14 protein-coding genes are annotated in these 17,457 nt (G+C 59.0%); 5 read left to right on the top strand and 9 right to left on the bottom strand.

Annotated elements, in window-relative coordinates; genetic code table 11:
• Window positions 1-21 precede the first annotated feature (21 nt).
• Complete coding sequence (gene pmbA, locus ACVBEG_RS01555; protein ID WP_322181899.1) at window positions 22-1,368, bottom strand: metalloprotease PmbA; 1,347 nt, start codon at window positions 1,366-1,368, stop codon at window positions 22-24.
• A 107-nt stretch (window positions 1,369-1,475) separates the two neighbouring features.
• Between pmbA and yjgA the strand changes: the two genes are divergently transcribed.
• On the top strand, window positions 1,476-1,997 hold the full coding sequence (yjgA, locus tag ACVBEG_RS01550; RefSeq protein WP_322181902.1) for a ribosome biogenesis factor YjgA: 522 nt from the start codon (window positions 1,476-1,478) through the stop codon (window positions 1,995-1,997).
• Between the two features lie 50 nt (window positions 1,998-2,047).
• Here yjgA and tldD read toward each other — a convergent pair whose 3' ends face one another.
• From tldD to mreB, 8 genes are all read right to left on the bottom strand, one after another.
• Complete coding sequence (gene tldD / locus ACVBEG_RS01545; RefSeq protein WP_322181904.1) at window positions 2,048-3,487, bottom strand: metalloprotease TldD; 1,440 nt, start codon at window positions 3,485-3,487, stop codon at window positions 2,048-2,050.
• A 2-nt stretch (window positions 3,488-3,489) separates the two neighbouring features.
• Window positions 3,490-4,341: a carbon-nitrogen hydrolase family protein gene (locus ACVBEG_RS01540; RefSeq protein ID WP_322217983.1), complete on the bottom strand. Its 852-nt coding sequence runs from the start codon at window positions 4,339-4,341 to the stop codon at window positions 3,490-3,492.
• A gap of 45 nt (window positions 4,342-4,386) precedes the next feature.
• Window positions 4,387-8,202: a YhdP family protein gene (locus ACVBEG_RS01535; RefSeq protein ID WP_322217986.1), complete on the bottom strand. Its 3,816-nt coding sequence runs from the start codon at window positions 8,200-8,202 to the stop codon at window positions 4,387-4,389.
• 149 nt (window positions 8,203-8,351) lie between these two features.
• Window positions 8,352-9,809, bottom strand: coding sequence for a ribonuclease G (gene rng, locus ACVBEG_RS01530; RefSeq protein ID WP_322181910.1), 1,458 nt, complete (start codon window positions 9,807-9,809; stop codon window positions 8,352-8,354).
• Window positions 9,806-10,417, bottom strand: a complete 612-nt coding sequence (locus ACVBEG_RS01525) for a Maf family protein (RefSeq protein ID WP_447107293.1) — start codon at window positions 10,415-10,417, stop codon at window positions 9,806-9,808. Before ACVBEG_RS01525 ends, rng begins: the two co-directional genes overlap by 4 nt.
• Window positions 10,418-10,517: 100 nt before the next feature.
• Entirely contained in the window at window positions 10,518-11,009 is a 492-nt protein-coding gene (gene mreD / locus ACVBEG_RS01520; RefSeq protein ID WP_219062313.1) for a rod shape-determining protein MreD, read from the bottom strand.
• Entirely contained in the window at window positions 11,009-12,118 is a 1,110-nt protein-coding gene (gene mreC, locus ACVBEG_RS01515; protein WP_322278456.1) for a rod shape-determining protein MreC, read from the bottom strand. The genes mreD and mreC overlap by 1 nt, the downstream gene beginning before the upstream one ends.
• Before the next feature lie 188 nt (window positions 12,119-12,306).
• Entirely contained in the window at window positions 12,307-13,344 is a 1,038-nt protein-coding gene (gene mreB, locus ACVBEG_RS01510; protein ID WP_020292894.1) for a rod shape-determining protein MreB, read from the bottom strand.
• 209 nt (window positions 13,345-13,553) lie between these two features.
• Between mreB and gatC the strand changes: the two genes are divergently transcribed.
• From gatC to ACVBEG_RS01490, 4 genes are all read left to right on the top strand, one after another.
• Complete coding sequence (gatC, locus tag ACVBEG_RS01505) at window positions 13,554-13,841, top strand: Asp-tRNA(Asn)/Glu-tRNA(Gln) amidotransferase subunit GatC (protein WP_219062314.1); 288 nt, start codon at window positions 13,554-13,556, stop codon at window positions 13,839-13,841.
• 15 nt (window positions 13,842-13,856) lie between these two features.
• A complete protein-coding gene (gatA, locus tag ACVBEG_RS01500) occupies window positions 13,857-15,308 on the top strand; it encodes an Asp-tRNA(Asn)/Glu-tRNA(Gln) amidotransferase subunit GatA (RefSeq protein WP_322181919.1) in 1,452 nt (483 codons plus the stop codon).
• 148 nt (window positions 15,309-15,456) lie between these two features.
• The gene (gene gatB, locus ACVBEG_RS01495; RefSeq protein ID WP_322181921.1) at window positions 15,457-16,902 is read left to right on the top strand and encodes an Asp-tRNA(Asn)/Glu-tRNA(Gln) amidotransferase subunit GatB; all 1,446 of its coding nucleotides are present in this window, start codon (window positions 15,457-15,459) and stop codon (window positions 16,900-16,902) included.
• 169 nt (window positions 16,903-17,071) lie between these two features.
• Complete coding sequence (locus tag ACVBEG_RS01490) at window positions 17,072-17,443, top strand: septal ring lytic transglycosylase RlpA family protein (protein ID WP_322181923.1); 372 nt, start codon at window positions 17,072-17,074, stop codon at window positions 17,441-17,443.
• Window positions 17,444-17,457 lie beyond the last annotated feature (14 nt).

Genomic DNA, 17,457 nt, shown 5'->3' with positions numbered 1-17,457 from the left:
AAGCGCCTTTTTTAATGCAGATCAGCTACCCGCAACCGTCATGCGCTCGATCAACACAGAGCCTGTGCGGATATTGCTGCGCAGTTCGAGATCGCTGCCGACGGCGACGATTTGTTTGAACATGTCGCGCAGGTTGCCGGCGATGGTGACTTCCTGAACCGGGAACTGGATTTCGCCGTTCTCGACCCAAAAGCCTGCCGCTCCACGAGAGTAGTCGCCGGTGACCATATTCAAACCACTGCCCATCAACTCAGTGACCAGCAAGCCGCGACCCATGCGGCGCAGCAGCGCTGCCTGATCTTCCACACCGTGGGTGACGAACAGGTTATGCACGCCGCCTGAGTTGGCTGTACTCGGCAAACCTAGCTTGCGGCCTGAGTAAGTACCCAGAACGTAGGACACTAAATCGCCATTCTCCACAAATGGTTTGGCATAGGTTGCCAAGCCATCACCGTCGAACGCCGAGCTCCCCATGGCGCGCATCAGGTGCGGCCGTTCGTCGAGAGTCAGCCATTCAGGAAACAGGCGCTGCCCCATCGCTCCTTCCAGAAAGGATGATTTGCGATACAGATTGCCGCCGGAAATGGCGGACAAAAGATGGCCAAACAAGCTGCCCGCCAATTCCGCAGCGAACAACACCGGAACTTCACACGTCGGTACCGGGCGCGCACCCAAGCGGCTGGCCGCACGCTGTGCCGCGCGACGGCCAATGCTTTGTGCGTCCGCCAACAACTCGCCCTGGCGACTCACGTCGTACCAGTAGTCGCGCTGCATCTGCCCTTCGCCCTCGGCGATCATCACGCAGCTCAAGCTGTGGCGTGTCGAGGCAGAGCCGCCAACAAAACCGTGGCTATTGCCATACACGCGACACCCTTGATGGGTGTTGAGCGTGGTGCCGTCGGCATTTTTGATCCGGCTGTCGGCATCGAACGCCGCCGCCTCACAGATCAAGGCACGCTCAATGGCTTGTTCCGGGGTGATATCCCACGCGTGGAATAGATCAAAGTCTGGCTGTTCTTTAGCCATCAGCGCAGCGTCGGCGAGGCCGGAGCATTCATCTTCGGAGGTGTGTTTGGCAATCGCCAACGCCGCCGCTACGGTTTCGCGAATAGCGTCAGCGCCACTGGCGGAGGTACTGGCCGAGCCTTTGCGCTGACCGACATACAAGGTGATACCAAAGCCCTGATCGCGATTGAACTCGACAGTTTCCACTTCACGCTGGCGAACCGTGGTCGACAAGCCCTGCTCCAGGGACACCGCCACTTCACAGGCGCTTGCGCCCTGACGCTTGGCTTCGGCAATGATTTGCTCGACCTGTTCTTGCAGTGCAGGCAAGGCTTGCGGGCCTACGCTTTGAGCTGTACTCATGACTTTCTCCATCAAATTCTGCTTTCGGCACAAGCCGAATACCGACCGGGCCGGACAAGTGGCCCCTGACTGGTTATCATGGCGGCGTTTATTAGCGGACTGCCCCCATGGTTGATTCTTACGACGACTCCCTCGATGAGGGTAAAAGCAAAACTCAGGTCAAACGCGAGCTTCATGCTCTGGTTGACCTTGGCGAGCGCCTGACAACACTCAAGCCTGACTTGCTGGCGAAACTGCCCTTGACCGACGCGCTGCGCCGGGCCTTGGCCGAAGCGCCCAAGCACACCGCAAACATTGCGCGTAAACGGCATATCCTGTTCATCGGCAAGCTGATGCGCGATCAAGACCTGGACGCCATTTTGGTGTTGCTTGATCAACTTGATGCCTCCACTCGCCAATACAACGAACGTTTTCACGGTCTGGAACGCTGGCGTGATCGCTTGATCACAGGCACCGACGACGTACTCGAGAAGTTTGTCGGCGACTATCCGGAAGCAGATCGTCAGCAACTGCGTTCGCTTATACGCCAGGCCCAGCATGAACTTGCCCAAAGCAAGCCACCTGCCGCCAGCCGCAAACTGTTCAAGTACATCCGCGACCTGGACGACATAAAGCGCGGCCTGCGCTAGTGTTCAAGCACCGAATGAGTCGCACCCTGCGATTCATTCGGCGCAGTCTTTCAGGACCCCGTACCGCCTACCGTGATCGCATCGATCTTCAAGGTCGGCTGACCGACACCTACTGGCACTGACTGACCGTCTTTGCCGCAGGTGCCCACGCCGCTGTCCAACGCCAGGTCGTTACCGACCATCGACACTCGACTCATGGCTTCAGGCCCATTACCGATCAAGGTCGCACCTTTGACTGGCGCAGTGATTTTACCGTCTTCGATCAAATAGGCCTCACTGGTCGAAAACACGAATTTGCCGCTGGTGATATCAACCTGACCGCCGCCGAGGTTGGCGCAGTAGATACCCCTCTTCACCGACGCGATGATTTCCTCCGGGTCGCTTTGCCCGGCCAGCATGTAAGTGTTGGTCATGCGGGGCATTGGCAGGTGCGCATAGGACTCGCGACGACCGTTACCGGTACGTGCCACGCCCATCAACCGAGCGTTGAGCTTGTCCTGCATGTAACCCTTGAGCACGCCGTTTTCGATCAGCGTGGTGCAGTGGGTCGGCGTGCCTTCATCGTCCACCGTCAACGAGCCTCGACGACCGGCCAGCGTGCCATCATCGACGATAGTGCACAGCTTGGACGCCACCATTTCACCCATTCGCCCGCTATATGCCGAGCTGCCTTTGCGGTTGAAATCGCCTTCCAGACCATGGCCAACCGCTTCGTGCAGCAGTACGCCGGACCAACCGGAACCGAGCACCACCGGCAACGTGCCAGCAGGTGCGGGGATCGCTTCAAGATTCACCAGTGCCTGACGCAACGCTTCACGGGCATAACCCATGGCACGGTCATCCGTGAGGAAGTACCGGTAATCGGTACGCCCGCCACCGCCATGGCCACCTCGTTCGCGTCTGCCATTCTGCTCGACGATGACGCTGACATTAAAACGCACCAACGGACGCACATCCGCCGCCAGGCTGCCATCGGTGGACGCGATCAGAATCCGCTCCCAAACCCCGGCCATGCTGACCGTGACCTGCTGAATACGTGCATCCAATGCTCGCGTGGCAACGTCGATGCGCTTGAGCAGTTCGACCTTTTCCGCGCGCGTCATCACGTCCAGAGGGTTGTCCGGCGCATACAACTGGGCCACGTCCTGCGTGGTGAATGCTTGCACCTGACCTTCCTGCCCGGCGCGGGAAATCGAACGCGCAGCACGTGCGGCAAGGCTCAGTGCCTCAGGGGTAATCGCATTGCTGTAGGCAAATCCGGTTTTCTCACCCGATTGCGCCCGTACACCGACGCCCTGATCGAGGTTGAAACTGCCTTCCTTGACGATGCCGTCTTCCAACGACCAGGACTCGGAAATCTGCCCCTGGAAATACAGGTCAGCCGCATCGATCCCTGGGCCAGCCAGCTCGCCCAGTACCGACTGCAAGCTGTCGAGGCTCAGGCCGCCAGGCGCTAAAAGGTGTTCGCTGACAGAGGACAAGTCGCTCATATTCACTCCGAGGTGTGCGCAGGCCGCAATGCGTCCCGCGAAAAAAATCGCCGGTGATCAGACACCGGCATCCGCGCCCGTATGGACGCCTGTTCATCGCTATCACGTTCGGCCAGCAGCACCGCTTCGCCCTGGGCCTGCTCAGCCAGTACGCGCCCCCAAGGGTCGATGATCGCAGCATGCCCGTAGGTTTCCCTTGGACCGGGGTGCAGTCCCCCTTGCGCCGCCGCCAGCACATAGCACTGGGTCTCTATCGCACGCGCCCGGATCAGGATGTCCCAATGCGCGGCACCGGTGACAGCAGTGAAGGCCGACGGTGCAGTGATCAATTGCGCACCCGCTTCACGCAGCGCGCTATACAACTCAGGGAAGCGCAGGTCGTAACACACGCTCAAACCCAGGCGCCCCACCGGCGTATCGGCGACCACCACATTGTCACCATGGGCGTAATCATCCGACTCCCGATAACGCCCACGGTTGTCGGCAACGTCCACATCGAACAAATGCAGTTTGTCATAGCGTGCCACTTGCTCGCCGTGTTCATCGATCAGCAATGAACACGCGGTGACTTTACCCCGCGGCCGATCAGCCGGTGGTAGCGGTAACGTGCCAGCCACTATCCATAATTTGAGGTCGCGAGCGGCCAGTTTCAACCATGGCAGGATCGGACCCTGGCCTTGAGCCTCGGCGCGACCGATATCGGCAACGTCGCGACGGCCCATGGCGGCAAAATTTTCCGGGAGCACCGCCAGGCGCGCTCCAGACTCGGCAGCCTGTTCAAGCAGGCGGCGAGCGTGAGTCAGATTGACCAGGACATCGCTCTGGCTGACCATTTGAACTACAGCAAAAGACATGGCGCGCTCCGGACAAGACGTGCCACCACTGTACTCCATGGCGCGCTATTGAGGTTTTTCAAAGGGTTTGTCGAACGTGATCTTCGGCTCTTTCCAAGGGCCTTCAACGCGGTACTGCACACTGGCGAATCGCGCCACGCGGTCACCCAGCAGTTTGTCGACCAGGAACAAGGCCCCACCAATGGCCGGCGCGCCGACGAGTAACGCCGCAATCGGCAAGTTATTGGTCACCGGCAATGTCACCAGTAGCTTGGCATCGACCCGGTCGTTGACCATGTCCAGCGTGCCCTCAAGTTCAATATTGCTCGACGGTCCGGTCAGGGTGATCGGGTTACGGGTCACGTACACCCCATCACTGGAGACCAGCAGCCCTTTGACCCGGTCGTAACTCAAGCCCTTGCCAAGCAAGTCCGAGAAGTCCAGGCGCAAACGACGACCTATGGAGTTGAAGTTGAGCAGACCGAACACCCTCAGGGCTTGGGCGCCCCCCTCCACTTCAACGAACTGGCCGGAGCGCAACGTGGCATCCAGGCTGCCCGAGTAGCGCTTGATCCCAATCCAGGCAGGCGAACCGGGCCAACGGCCGTCGGCGTTCAGCTCGAACGTATCGCTGGTCACGGTGGGTGCAAAACCCCAAGCCTTCAGTACATCCGCAATATTCTTGCCGCCGACACGGCCCTTGTACCAGCTGCTGGTCGATCCCGGCGCGCCTTCCCAGCCACCGTCGCCCTGTAACAACATCCCCTTGAGCCCCATACTCAAATCGGAAAGCCGCACGCCCGCAGCGGTTGGCCTGGTTTTGAGCGACCACGCTCCGATCAACTGATCACCCTGGAACAACTGAGAGACCTTGATATCCATCGCCGGAATCTGCCGTGGATCGACATCGACCAGTGGGTCCTTGCCATTCTCTACCGCCGCTGCATTGGGATCAGGCGCAGGCAAACGCACGTAGAGAAGGTCAATGCCAATAGGGGCGGCTTTTGCATCGGGCAGGCTGGCCGTGCCCTTGAGCAAGGCGCTGTCGACCGCCAAAGACCAGGAGGCGTCTTTTCGATTGAGCTGGACATCGACCTGATCAAGCGTGGTGCCCAGCGCATTCAATTTTCCAATCTGCAGGTTTGCGCTACGCAGTAACTGCTTGGCGCTGCCCCCGGGATCATTACCAGCGTAGCGTTCGACGATGGTTTTCCATGGCGCAATGTCCAACTCGGACAGTGCCCCGCGCACTCTTAAACCTTTAGGGTCAGGCAGAACCGCAGCGTCCGTGCCGAGAAAAAGCTCGCCCCGGCCTTCTGCGATATTGCCGCCTGGCGCCACGAATGCCAGATTGGCCAAAGCATCGTAAGTGGCCCAATAACGCCGGTCAGCGCCGCGCAAGGTCATGCGAAACTCGCTCTCTCGCACGTCATCAGCCGTTTTGCCAAAGGGTGCAGGAAGATCGACAGCCAAACCTTTTAGGTTTGAGTTGACCCGCAGTTGACTGTCGGCCCCGTCAAGGGTGATCTGCACCTGGTACGGCAAGTCACCGGACACCGGCAACGGCTGAGTATCGCCGAGCCAATCGGTGAGTTTCTTCAGTGCAACCTGACCATTGGCGACGACTCGGGTGGTGATCGCCCCCGGTTTTCCTTCCGCATAAATCTGCGCGGTGATCGGCCGCTCAAACGCTTGAGCGCGTATGCCGCTGCCGCTCAAGCCCTTGGCGTTGTCGAAACGGAATGCCCCCTTGAGCTGAGTCAACTCCAGCGGCGGCTCGCTCAGCTTCAAGCGTGCAGCGGCGGTATTGAAGTCCACTGCAATCTTCTGCCCTTCGCCTTTAGCCAGGGGAATGTCCAACTTCAGCTTGCCCTGCAACGAACCGTCGCCTTGCCAGCCCGCAAACATATCCGCCGTGCCGATGGGGGCCTCCTGAAGAATCTTCAGGCCATCACCCAAACCACCGACGAAATCACCGTCGACCAGCAAGTGACTGACTTGCCCGTTAGTCACATGCGGAATATTGACCTGGACATTGCTGACCTGGGTATCCAGAAGCCTGCCCTTGCTGGCTTTGATGCGGACTCCGCTGTCCTCGACGAATACATCCCCGTCCACGCCATTGAGCTGTGGCCAGCCCGGCTGGAACGCCAGCGAGGCGTCGTGCACCTTGAAAAACAGACTGATGCTGCGCGCAGCGGCTGTTGCATCGCTTCTGAGCGAGCCTTGATACTGGAAGAACCCCTGATCCACCGCGCCTCCCAGGATCGCGGTGCGCAGCCATCCGTCCAGCGCCGGGCTGAGCACGGCTGGCAGGTACTTGGCAGTGTAACGACCGTCACCCTCGACCATGCCGACCCGAAGATCCATGTAGTCTTCCTGGGTGCTATCGAAATGCAGGCGAATCAGAAAGTCGCTGGCGATTTTTCCTTCGTCGCCCACCACTTGGATGTATGGGGCAATCAGGGTAAAGCCTTGCTCATCCAGCTTCCAGGTCAGCCGGGCATTGGCCTTTCGGTATTGCCAGGGATGAGTGAATATCGGGTACAAATGCAGCATGAAGTCATCCGTAGCCAGGCGCAGTTCGCCTTGCCCCAGATCACCGCTGATACTGCCGCTGACATTCCCGGCCGCCGGTGCGCCGTGATAGGCATTGAAGCCGACCTTGTCCAGATTGGCCGCAAAGCTTAGACGTTTGTCGCCCTCGGCTTGTGGCCGGTAATCGAGCAGCACGTTGCGCAATCCACCCGTGACTTTCAGGTTGTCGAGCACCGTCATCAGCGCGTCCGGTAATGGCGCCAGGGAATCGAGTATCGGGGTGATCGGCGTCAGGTCCAGGCGATCGGCCTGCACATGCCAAAGCTCTTCAACGTCCGGGGTCGCGTCCTGCTGCTTGAGCTGAATGCGGCTTTCCCAACGTTTGTCGCCAAGGTTCATGGCCAATGACTCAAGCGACAGGCTGAAACCACTGTTACTGCGCTGGAACCAGGCGTTGAGTGCCAGATTATCGATTTTCGTCGCCTTGCGAGCGGCATAGACCCCTTTCAACAGCGGGGCATTGACTCGCGCCACAGCACTTTGCAGCGTGCCTTTGCCCCAGGTCAGCCAGAACTCACCGCCAGCCTTGAGTGTGGAGACCGTCCATTGCCGGGTCAGGCTGGCCGGCAACCAGCGCGCCCAGTCACTCTGCGGCAGGCTCAAGTAGACATCGGCCTCGCCATCACGCCAGTTTTCCGCCTGCACCCGCGAGCGCAGGTTGAGCGCCATCGGCTGACCATCAGGCAAAGTCATACGCGCGTCCAGGCGCTGACTGCTGCTCCCGGTGCGCAAACTGAAGCTGACGTACGTGAGGGTCGAAGGCGCCTGTTCGTATGGCTGAAAGGTGATCTGGCTGTCGAGCAACGACAGCTCTGCAACCGCCTGCATCTGGGTCAACAACTGTTCCGGGTCGAAGGGCTTATCGTCCTTGACCGGCAAACCCTGAAGCGCCCAATGGCCATCCTTGTCTTCTTTGAGACTCAGTTGCAGGCCATTGAATTCCAGGTGAGCGATGCGCACTTCACGGGCCAACAGGCTGGCCCAGATGTCAGGCACCGCCCGCACATTGTCCAGCCGCAGGGCACTGGCGCCCTCGCCCACCATCACATCGTGAGCCAGCAGTGTTGGGGTAAAACCGTGCCAGCGACCTTCGAGGCTGCCAATACTCAACGGCATATTCAGCGCCGCGCGGGCCTCGGTTTCAACTTCACCACGGTACTCGGCCACCAAGGGCACTAGCTGTCGGCCGAGGCTGACATACAGCGCCGTCAAGACTAACCCCAAAGCGCACACGCCCAGACTCCAGCGAGTCAAGGCGGCAAGAAAACGCGTCAGACGCTCCATGTCAGCTGGCCCTCAGGGCTGAAGGCTGCGCGTGCAGGCGACGCGGCCGTGCAGTCATCGATAGGGTCAGGAATTGCTCATTTGCCACGCAGAGTTCTCATTAGAAGGCTTCCTGCCATTAGTACTGAAGCTGACGGATTGTTGGTGAGTTAGAGCAACACCACGTCATATTGTTCTTGGGAGTACATGGTCTCGACCTGAAAACGAATGGTACGACCGATAAAACCTTCCAGCTCGGCAACGTTACCCGACTCTTCATCGAGCAAACGGTCCACGACTTTCTGATTGGCTAATACACGATAGCCTTCCGCTTGATAAGCGCGGGCTTCACGCAATATTTCGCGAAAAATTTCATAACAGACCGTCTCGGGCGTCTTCAACTTGCCGCGCCCCTGGCAACTGCTGCAAGGCTCGCACAGCACTTGTTCAAGGCTTTCGCGGGTGCGCTTGCGGGTCATCTGCACCAGGCCCAACTCGGTAATACCGATGATGTTGGTTTTGGCGTGATCACGCTCCAGTTGTTTCTCCAACGTACGCAGGACCTGGCGTTGGTGCTCGCCATCCTCCATGTCGATGAAGTCGATGATGATGATCCCGCCCAGATTGCGCAGGCGCAATTGACGGGCAATCGCGGTGGCCGCTTCCAGGTTGGTCTTGAAGATGGTCTCTTCGAGGTTTCGATGACCGACGAACGCCCCGGTGTTCACGTCAATGGTGCTCATCGCTTCGGCTGGATCGATGACCAGATACCCGCCGGATTTGAGTGGCACTTTGCGGTCTAGGGCTTTCTGGATTTCATCTTCGACACCGTACAGGTCGAAAATGGGTCGCTCCCCCGGGTAATGCTCCAGGCGATCCGCGATTTCCGGCATCAGCTCGGCGACAAATTGGGTGGTCCGCTGGAAGGTCTCGCGCGAATCGATACGGATCTTCTCGATGCGCGGGCTGACCAAATCCCGCAGGGTGCGCAGGGCCAGGCCCAGGTCTTCATAAATAACGCTGGGGGCTCCCACGGTCTTGATCTGCTCGCCGATCTGATCCCAGAGACGGCGCAGGTAGCGGATATCCATCAGGATTTCATCCGCACCAGCGCCTTCAGCTGCCGTGCGCAGGATGAAACCGCCGGCCTCCTTGATACCTTCCAGCGCAACGCAATCGGTGACCACCTTTTTAAGACGCTCGCGCTCGGCTTCGTCTTCGATTTTCAAGGAGATCCCGACGTGGGAGGTTTTGGGCATGTACACCAGATAGCGCGACGGGATCGACAATTGCGTGGTCAGACGCGCACCTTTGCTGCCAATCGGGTCTTTGGTGACCTGCACTACCAAGCTCTGGCCTTCATGCACCAGCGCACTGATGCTTTCAACGGCCGGACCTTCGCGCATTGAAATTTCCGACGCATGAATGAACGCTGCGCGGTCCAGGCCGATGTTGATGAAGGCCGCTTGCATGCCGGGTAGAACCCGTACGACTTTGCCTTTATAAATGTTGCCGACGATGCCGCGACGCTGGGTCCGCTCAACGTGGACTTCCTGCAGCACACCGTTCTCAACCACGGCCACACGCGACTCCATCGGCGTGATGTTGATCAGAATCTCTTCACTCATGGTTTATTACCTTCCAGGCGTTGCCAACAGGGTATGCCGAAACGGCCAAGAAGTTCTGCGGTTTCGCACAACGGCAATCCGACCACCGCCGAATAACTGCCGTGCAGATCGGCGACAAAAACAGCCGCCAGCCCCTGAATCGCGTAACCGCCTGCTTTGTCGTGTGGCTCGCCGCTGGCCCAGTAAGCCTTGGCTTCCTCAACCTGAATCGAGCGAAAGCGCACCAGACTGCGGACCACACGGGTTTCACAACGCTGGTTGTTGATCACAGCGATGGCAGTCAGCACTTCGTGTTCATGGCTGGACAAGGCGCTCAACATCGCCAGGGCATCGGCTTCGTCGACCGGCTTGCCGAGGATTTTTCCATTGAGCGCCACGGCGGTGTCAGCACCGATCACACAAGGGCTGGAGCCCCCTTCGCTGACTGCCAGCAACGCCAGACCGGCCTCGGCTTTGCCTCGCGCAAGCCGTTCGACGTAGGCCATCGGGGCCTCGTCGGGCAAAGGGGTTTCATCGATCTGTGCACTGAGCGAAGTAAAAGGCACGCCTATCTGCGTCAGCAGTTCACGGCGACGGGGTGAGCCCGAAGCCAGATAGAGCGGGGGCATAAGGACATCTCCCTGTCAGTGATCGTGGGCGTTGCCACTCTGCAATACGCGCTACGCAAAACATGTCACGGGGCGAAACGTCAGGCGAATGTGAATCCGCCTAATTGATACTCAAGCGGTTACGCAACCCTCGCAGGCCATAACTCACCCACGGCCACAATAACGCGCTGACCAGCGCTGGCAACACCAGTGCAAGCGTCGGCTGACGATTGCCGGTCAAGGCGCTGAGCCAGAGCTGAGCCAACTGCGCCAGACCGAAAATCACCAGAATCACCAGACTTTGTTGCCACATCGGGAACATACGCAAGCGCTGCTGCAACGACAACACAAGGAAGGTAATCAGGGTCAGGATCAGCGCGTTCTGCCCCAGCAACGTGCCATACAGCACGTCCTCGGCCAGACCGAGCAGCCAGGCGGTGGTCATACCGATTTTGTGCGGTAACGCCAATGCCCAGAAAGCCAATAGCAGTGCCAGCCATAGCGGGCGAAAGATTTCCATGAACTGCGGCAATGGTGAAACGCTCAGCAGTAAACCTACCGCGAACGTGAACCAGACCACCCAGCCGTTTTTTGCACGGGCGAGATTAACCATTATTGCCTCTCCCGAGGGGTAGCAGGCGCGGCGACCGCTGGCTTGGACGTAGCGGGCTTGGCGACCGGTTTCGACACAGCGGTTGCCGGTGAATGAGTGGCAGACGCTGCAGGCGCGTGGGCAGGCGCAGCGGACGCAGGATTTGCATGCGTAGCCGCCGGGATCGTCGGCGCAGTAGCGGGTGCATGGGCCGCAGCGGGATTGGCTGGGGTTGCGGCAGGGTCGGCTGCTTGCCGATCAATCGCTTCCTGGGCTTGCGCCGCATCGGCGGCGCGCTGCTCAGGCGAGCGGCTATCACTGAACACCAGCAACAGGTAACGACTGCGATTCAGCGCAGCGGTCGGCACCGCACGCACGATGGCGAACGGCTGACCGGAGTCATGGATCACTTCTTTGACCGTCGCCACCGGATAACCTGCCGGGAAGCGCTGACCGAGGCCGGAACTCACCAGCAAATCGCCTTCCTTGATATCAGCGGTGTCGGCGACGTGGCGTAATTCCAGGCGCTCCGGGTTACCGGTGCCGCTGGCAATGGCACGCAGACCGTTACGATTGACCTGCACAGGAATGCTGTGGGTCGTGTCTGTCAGCAGCAGGACCCGTGAGGTGTAGGGCATCAGTTCGACCACCTGCCCCATCAAGCCACGGGCATCGAGTACCGGCTGACCGAGGACCACCCCATCGCGCTCGCCTTTGTTGATGATGATGCGATGCGTGAAGGGGTTGGGGTCCATGCCGATCAACTCGGCCACTTCGACCTTTTCATTGACCAGTGCGGAAGAGTTGAGCAACTCGCGCAGACGTACGTTCTGCTCGGTCAAGGCCGCCAGTTTTTGCAGGCGCCCTTGCAGGAGCAAGGCTTCGGTCTTGAGCTTTTCGTTTTCGGCGATCAGTTCGGTACGACTGCCGAACTGGCTGGCGACACCCTGGTACAAGCGCTGTGGTAGATCAGCGACCCAGTACGACTGCATCAACACCAGTGACATCTGACTGCGAACGGGCTTGAGCACCGTAAAGCGGGCATCCACCACCATCAGCGCAACCGACAACACCACCAGCACCAACAGGCGCACGCCCAGAGAGGGACCTTTTGCGAAAAGCGGTTTAATAGGCCGCTCCTCCCAGGCATGTTTTTGCTGGGTTGAGCTTCAACGGGTTGTGCTTATTCGGCATGGAACCGGCCTGGACGCAGATTGAGAAGTTGAACACCAAATGTTGGCGTCAGCCCAACGCATACAGGTAGCACTACTGAGTGCTACCTGTAAACGGGGGCCACGTGGAGAGTCGTCCGGCGAACTTATTCGCTGGAGAGCAGATCCATGGTGTGCTTATCCATCATTTCCAGGGCACGACCACCGCCACGAGCAACACAGGTCAGTGGGTCTTCGGCAACGATCACCGGCAAACCGGTTTCCTGAGCCAGCAGTTTGTCCAAGTCACGCAGCAACGCGCCACCACCCGTAAGCACCAGACCGCGTTCGGCGATGTCCGAAGCCAGTTCAGGCGGCGATTGTTCCAGGGCGCTTTTCACCGCCTGAACGATAGTCGCCAAGGACTCCTGCAGTGCTTCAAGCACTTCGTTGGAGTTCAGGGTGAAGGCACGTGGAACGCCTTCGGCCAGGTTACGGCCACGTACATCGACTTCACGTACTTCACCGCCCGGGTAGGCTGTACCGATCTCCTGCTTGATGCGTTCTGCAGTCGACTCACCGATCAGGCTGCCGTAGTTACGGCGCACATAGGTGATGATCGCTTCGTCGAAACGGTCGCCGCCCACGCGCACGGATTCGGCATACACCACACCGTTGAGGGAGATCAGCGCGATTTCAGTGGTACCACCACCGATATCGACCACCATCGAACCGCGAGCTTCTTCAACCGGCAGACCTGCACCAATTGCCGCAGCCATTGGCTCTTCGATCAGAAACACTTCGCGAGCGCCCGCACCCAGAGCTGATTCACGGATCGCCCGGCGCTCCACCTGGGTGGATTTGCACGGTACGCAGATCAGCACACGAGGGCTAGGCTGCAGAAAGCTGTTTTCGTGAACCTTGTTGATGAAGTACTGCAGCATTTTTTCGCACACACTGAAATCGGCGATAACACCGTCTTTCATTGGGCGAATAGCTGCAATATTGCCTGGAGTCCGGCCCAGCATACGCTTGGCCTCCATCCCGACAGCAACGACGCTCTTCTGATTACCGTGGGTGCGAATGGCCACAACCGACGGTTCATTCAGAACAATACCGCGCTCTCGCACGTAAATAAGGGTGTTGGCAGTGCCCAGGTCGATAGACAGATCGCTGGAAAACATGCCACGCAGTTTCTTGAACATGGGAAAGGGACCCTAGGCAACGCGTGGGTAAAAAAGTGCGGCAAACTCTAACAACGACAGGGATTTTGGGCAAGGAGCCAATATGTTAAATTGGCTGTTTTTCCGAGCACGACCCTAGACGTTCGCGGCCTTATGACCGTAGAAATGCGATAGTGTTCCGACAATCTACCACACGGATGACATCCGTTTGCTTTCCACTGGAGAATCCCATGGCGCTTGAACGCTCCGACGTGGAAAAAATCGCTCATTTGGCTCGACTTGGCCTCAATGACGCCGATATTCCGCGTACTACCGAAGCACTTAATAGTATCCTCGAACTGGTCAGCCAGATGCAGGCCGTCGATACCAGCGGTATAGAGCCCCTTGCGCACCCGCTGGAGGCCTCTCAACGTCTGCGTGCGGACGTCGTGACCGAGCGAAATAATCGCGAGACTTACCAAGCCATCGCACCAGCGGTCGAAAAAGGCCTGTATCTGGTTCCGAAAGTCATCGAGTAAGGGAAAGAGCCTGCAATGCATCAATTGACTCTGGCCGAGATCGCCCGCGGACTCGCCGACAAAAAGTTTTCTTCCGAAGAATTGACCCGGGTTCTGCTGGCGCGTATCGCCCAGCTCGACCCGCAGCTCAATAGCTTCATCACACAGACCGAAGCGCTGGCGATCAGCCAGGCGCAAGCTGCCGATGCTCGCCGCGCAGCGGGTGAGAGCGGCCCGCTGCTGGGCGCGCCACTGGCGCATAAAGACTTGTTCTGCACTGAGGGCGTACGCACCAGCTGCGGCTCGAAGATGCTCGACAACTTTACATCACCGTATGACGCAACCGTAGTTGCCAAGCTCGCGGCTGCCGGCACGGTCACGCTGGGCAAGACCAACATGGACGAATTCGCCATGGGTTCTGCCAATGAATCGAGCTACTACGGCCCGGTGAAAAACCCGTGGAACCTCGAATACGTTCCCGGCGGTTCGTCCGGTGGTTCGGCAGCCGCCGTTGCCGCTCGTCTGATACCTGCTGCAACGGGCACTGACACCGGCGGATCGATTCGCCAACCGGCAGCGCTGACCAACCTTACCGGCCTGAAACCGACGTACGGTCGCGTTTCGCGCTGGGGCATGATCGCTTATGCCTCCAGCCTCGATCAGGCCGGCCCGCTTGCGCGTAACGCGGAAGACTGTGCCCTGCTCCTGCAAGGCATGGCCGGTTTCGATCCAAAGGACTCGACCAGCATCGACGAGCCTGTGCCGGATTATTCCGCCTGCCTCAATGGCTCGCTGCAAGGCCTGCGCATCGGCATCCCGAAAGAATACTTCGGCGCGGGTCTCGACCCGCGCATCGCCGAGCTGGTACTTGAAAGCGTCAAGGAGCTGGAAAAGCTCGGTGCCGTGGTCAAGGACGTCAGCCTGCCGAACCTGCAACACGGGATCCCGGCCTATTACGTGATCGCCCCGGCGGAAGCATCCTCCAACCTCTCGCGCTTCGACGGTGTGCGGTTTGGCTATCGCTGCGAAGACCCGAAAGACCTGACCGATCTGTACAAGCGCTCACGCGCCGAAGGCTTCGGCCCGGAAGTTCAGCGGCGGATCCTGGTCGGTGCTTACGTACTGTCGGCCGGTTACTACGACGCTTATTACCTGCAAGCGCAGAAAGTCCGGCGCCTGATCAAGAACGACTTCATGAACGCGTTCGCTGAAGTCGACGTGATCCTCGGCCCGACCACGCCTAACCCGGCCTGGAAAATCGGCGCCAAGAACAACGACCCGATTTCTGCCTATCTGGAAGATTTCTACACCATTACCGCCAACCTCGCGGGCCTGCCGGGCTTGTCCATGCCTGCCGGTTTCGTCGAGGGCCTGCCGGTCGGCGTGCAACTGCTCGCCCCGTATTTCCAGGAAGGCCGCCTGCTCAACGTCGCGCATCAGTACCAGCAAGTCACTGACTGGCATACCCGCGCCCCCCAGGGATTTTGAAAGCTGCTGCGCTCGGTAATACTGCGTTGAAAACTGGCTTGCAATGCTCATTGACTAAAGTCAACTCCGCTTGCTCGCCAGTTTCCGCCTTGTCTTGCCGTCGCTCGCTACACTTTCAAATCTCCCTGGCATTTTTTGAGGAATGAACATGCAATGGGAAGTTGTGATCGGGCTGGAAATTCACACCCAGCTCGCCACCCAATCGAAGATTTTCTCCGGCAGCAGCACCACATTCGGTTCTGAGCCCAACACCCAGGCCAGCCTGATCGACCTGGGCATGCCAGGCGTGTTGCCGGTGCTGAACGAAGAAGCGGTGCGCATGGCGGTCAAGTTCGGTCTGGCGATTGATGCCGAGATCGGTCAGCACAATGTGTTCTCGCGCAAGAACTACTTCTACCCGGACTTGCCCAAGGGCTACCAGATCAGCCAGATGGAGCTGCCAATCGTCGGCAAAGGCCACCTGGATATCACGCTGGAAGACGGCACGGTCAAACGGGTCGGCATTACCCGCGCGCACCTGGAAGAAGATGCGGGCAAAAGCCTGCATGAAGACTTCAGCGGCATGACTGGGATTGACCTCAACCGCGCTGGCACGCCATTGCTGGAAATCGTGTCCGAGCCGGACATGCGCACCGCCAAGGAGGCCGTGGCTTACGTCAAGGCGATCCACGCGCTGGTTCGTTACCTGGGCATCTGCGATGGCAACATGGCCGAAGGTTCGCTGCGCTGCGACTGTAACGTGTCGATCCGGCCAATGGGCCAGGTTGAATACGGCACGCGTTGCGAGATCAAGAACGTCAACTCGTTCCGCTTCATCGAGAAGGCGATCAACACCGAAGTACAACGCCAGATCGAGCTGATCGAAGACGGCGGCCGGGTCATCCAGCAAACCCGCCTGTACGACCCAGCCAAAGACGAAACCCGCTCCATGCGCAGCAAGGAGGAAGCCAACGACTACCGTTACTTCCCCGATCCAGACCTGCTGCCCGTAGTGATCGAAGACGCGTTCCTGGTTGAAGTGCGCGCCACCCTGCCTGAGCTGCCGCCGCAAAAGCGCGAGCGCTTCCAGGCGCAATTCGGTCTGTCGGCCTACGACGCGAGCGTGCTGGCGTCGAGCCGCGAGCAAGCCGATTACTTCGAAAAAGTAGTCAGCATCGGCGGCGACGCCAAGCTGGCGGCCAACTGGGTCATGGTCGAACTGGGTAGCCTGTTGAACAAACTTGGCCTGGAAATCGAGCAAGCACCGGTCAGTGCCGAGCAGCTGGGCGGCATGTTGCTGCGCATTACCGACAACACCATCTCCGGCAAAATTGCCAAAATGGTGTTCGAGGCCATGGCCAACGGTGAAGGCAGCGCTGACGAGGTCATTGCCCAACGCGGTCTGAAACAAGTCACCGACAGTGGCGCCATTGAGTCGATGCTGGACGAGATGCTGGCCGCCAACGCCGAACAGGTCGAACAGTACCGTGCCGCCGATGAAGCCAAACGCGGCAAAATGTTCGGTTTCTTCGTTGGTCAGGCAATGAAGGTATCCAAGGGCAAAGCCAACCCACAACAAGTGAACGAATTGCTCAAAAGCAAGCTCGAAGGCTGATACATCGGCCCAGGGTAGTAACTGACTTGTCTGCGAAGGCCATACGGCGCGGAGTATCTGACCGACCGCGCTGCCTGGTCTTCACAGCGGGACGCGTAGTTGCGCGTCAACTCCTGTATCAGGGGATTTGTGCCGACCCAAACCTGCTCAACATGAAGGACCAAAATCCATGTGGCGGCTCTTCAGCGCTTGTGCACTGCTTACTCTACTGGCCGGTTGCGCCAGCCATAACATCGACCCACGCGGTTACAACGAAGTCGGCGGCGCCAGCTATTACGGCGCCAAACATCAAGGCAAACGTACCGCCAGTGGTGAACGCTTCGATCAAAACGCCCTGACCGCCGCCCATCGCGAGCTGCCTTTCGGCACGCGGGTGTTGGTCACCGATCTGGACAACGACAAAACCGTCGTAGTACGTATCAACGACCGAGGCCCGCATGTCCGTGGGCGCTTGATTGATTTGTCACGCAAAGCCGCTGCACAACTGGGTATGCTGCACAGCGGCGTAACGCGAGTGCGCGTGCAAACCTTGAGCGACTGAAGGGTGATCTGAAT

This window comes from Pseudomonas sp. GG8, from assembly GCF_052976945.1.
This window is presented reverse-complemented; position numbering and strand designations above follow the sequence as displayed.